The sequence below is a fragment of the Oleiphilus sp. HI0128 genome (genome assembly GCF_001635365.1).
Window position 1 is genome coordinate 1 of record NZ_LWGG01000973.1, and the last position, 2072, is coordinate 2072.

5 protein-coding genes are annotated in these 2072 nt (G+C 42.0%); 4 read left to right on the forward strand and 1 reads right to left on the reverse strand.

Annotation, left to right across the window (positions count from 1 at the left end):
* The first annotated feature begins 17 nt into the window (after window positions 1-17).
* From A3763_RS15885 to A3763_RS15900, 4 genes are all read left to right on the forward strand, one after another.
* Complete coding sequence (locus A3763_RS15885; protein WP_068516643.1) at window positions 18-290, forward strand: type II toxin-antitoxin system Phd/YefM family antitoxin; 273 nt, start codon at window positions 18-20, stop codon at window positions 288-290.
* The gene (locus A3763_RS15890; RefSeq protein WP_068516648.1) at window positions 271-540 is read left to right on the forward strand and encodes a Txe/YoeB family addiction module toxin; all 270 of its coding nucleotides are present in this window, start codon (window positions 271-273) and stop codon (window positions 538-540) included. Before A3763_RS15885 ends, A3763_RS15890 begins: the two co-directional genes overlap by 20 nt.
* A 159-nt stretch (window positions 541-699) precedes the next feature.
* On the forward strand, window positions 700-945 hold the full coding sequence (locus A3763_RS15895) for a type II toxin-antitoxin system CcdA family antitoxin (protein ID WP_068516651.1): 246 nt from the start codon (window positions 700-702) through the stop codon (window positions 943-945).
* On the forward strand, window positions 945-1262 hold the full coding sequence (locus A3763_RS15900; protein ID WP_068516653.1) for a CcdB family protein: 318 nt from the start codon (window positions 945-947) through the stop codon (window positions 1260-1262). The genes A3763_RS15895 and A3763_RS15900 overlap by 1 nt, the downstream gene beginning before the upstream one ends.
* A gap of 69 nt (window positions 1263-1331) precedes the next feature.
* Here the strand turns inward: A3763_RS15900 and A3763_RS15905 are convergent.
* Window positions 1332-2072, reverse strand: a 741-nt coding sequence (locus tag A3763_RS15905; protein ID WP_068760221.1) for a PhzF family phenazine biosynthesis protein, incomplete at its 5' end; no start/stop codon positions are given.

The following is a 2072-nucleotide window of genomic DNA, read 5'->3' on the forward strand; positions in this document are numbered from 1 at the left end:
TTTAATTGGTGATTATTATGGATAGTGTAAGTGTTAATAAATTTAGAGACAACTTGAAAGGCTTTGTAGAACAGATAGTTGGGAACCATGAGCCCTTAAAGGTAACTAGGCGAGCCGGTGACGATTTTGTTGTGATGAGTGCTGACGACTGGGAAAGAGAGCAAGAAACCTTATATGTTTTGCAGAATACTAACTTGATGAAGCAAATCGCTGACTCGGTAAAAACACATACTGACAATGAAGGTTATAAGCCAAGCAAGGAGGAGATGAGTGAGATCACTGGTCTTTGAGGGAAATACATGGCAAGAATATGAAACCTTAAGAGAAAACGATAAAAAGCTATATAAGGTACTGTGCCGACAACTTAAGGAAATGCTGCGTGGTAACCCTGCCGAAGGAACGGGAAAACCAGAACAACTTAAGCATAATTTATCGGGACTTTGGTCGAGACGTCTAAGCCAGAAAGACCGGTTAATTTATAAATACGACGATGAGTATATTTACATTTTTGCTATTGGTGGGCACTACGGCCAACACTAATAGGCCTTAACGCCCGGCTCACCGAGCAAATTTTATTGGCGGCATTTTTGGAACAAAAATGGTGACACTAAAATTTGTCCGGTGGAGCCGCTTGTTAAATGCTTGGATATGGAATAGCATAACAATACATATAAACAATGCGCATTAGGAGCAAATACCATGCGACCAAGTTTTGACCAGCAAGCGCCTAAGAAAGCTACTAACCTAACAGTAAACAGTGACCTTTTAAATCAAGCTAAAAGTTTGAAAATAAACTTATCAGCGACACTTGAACAAGCCTTGATTGTTCAAGTAAAAAAAGCACAACGCGAACAATGGCTTAAAGAAAATAAAGATGCTATTGACGAGCTGAACAAGTTGAGTGAAGAGAATGGTTTATTTTCTGACTCATTCAGGAGCTTTTAATGAGCCAATTTACGCTTTATTTGAACAAAGACAAAAGCAGTAAAAAAACATACCCCTATTTTGTTGATGTGCAAAACAACTTACTAAATGACTTGAATTCAAGACTAGTTATCCCGTTAACCCCTTCGAAAAAAGTTAACGAAAAAGTAGCTCAGAAGCTATGTCCTACAGTTAGAATTGAAGGAGAGGATTTCGTCCTCGTTACCAACCAAATGACAACTGTGCCTAAAACGCTTCTGAAATCCGAAGTAGACTCTCTAGAACATTATCGCTACCAAATCATTGATGCGATAGATATGTTGATTACTGGCATTTAACGCCAGCCGTAACCGGCGCATTTGTAGTGAGCAGCGCGAACGAAAAATGCCTCCGAGTTTACGGCATTGTTAGGTTTCGAATGCAATCTCTGCCTCCATAAACGTTACGGTACTTCCGTACAGTATGACTCGGTCGGCTTTGACTTCGCATGTAAGGCTGCCACCACGCTTAGAGACTTGCTTGGCGCTTAAAGTGCTTTTCCCAAGTTTACCAGCCCAGTACGGCGCAAGTTTGCAATGCGCTGCACCAGTAACGGGATCTTCGGGGATGCCAATTTTAGGAGCAAAGAATCTACTGACAAAATCCACATCGGAGCCCGGTGCGGTAACGATTACACCGCGAAAATCGAGTTGGCTAAGCAAAGAGTGGGTTGGTGTGATGGCTCGAACGATTGCCTCATTATCAAACACAGCTACGTAATCATCCGCGACCAATACCTCAATGGGGCACACACCAATGGCTTTAACCAAAGTTTCGGAAACCTCACAAGGAGTTAGTGCTAGCGCCGGAAAATCCATTTTTAGTTGATTGCCATCCTTTTCCACGCAAAGGTTGCCGCTACGCGTCTCAAAGATAATCGTTGGTTCAGTATGACCAAGAATTTCAAAGATGACATGAGCCGTTGCCAATGTGGCATGCCCACATAAATCAACCCCCTTAACAGGACTAAACCATCTTAAATTAAACCCAGTTTCTGTGGGCACGAAAAATGCTGTTTCAGATAAATTGTTTTCTTCTGCGATGGCTTGAAGCAATTCATCTTTCAGCCAGTTATCCAATGGACATACTGCCGCCGGGTTTCCCTCGAA

Coding starts and splice junctions, on each gene's coding strand:
- A3763_RS15900 (WP_068516653.1), top strand. CDS start 945: ATGAGCCAATTTACGCTTTATTTGAACAAAGACAAAAGCAGTAAAAAA.
- A3763_RS15895 (WP_068516651.1), top strand. CDS start 700: ATGCGACCAAGTTTTGACCAGCAAGCGCCTAAGAAAGCTACTAACCTA.
- A3763_RS15885 (WP_068516643.1), top strand. CDS start 18: ATGGATAGTGTAAGTGTTAATAAATTTAGAGACAACTTGAAAGGCTTT.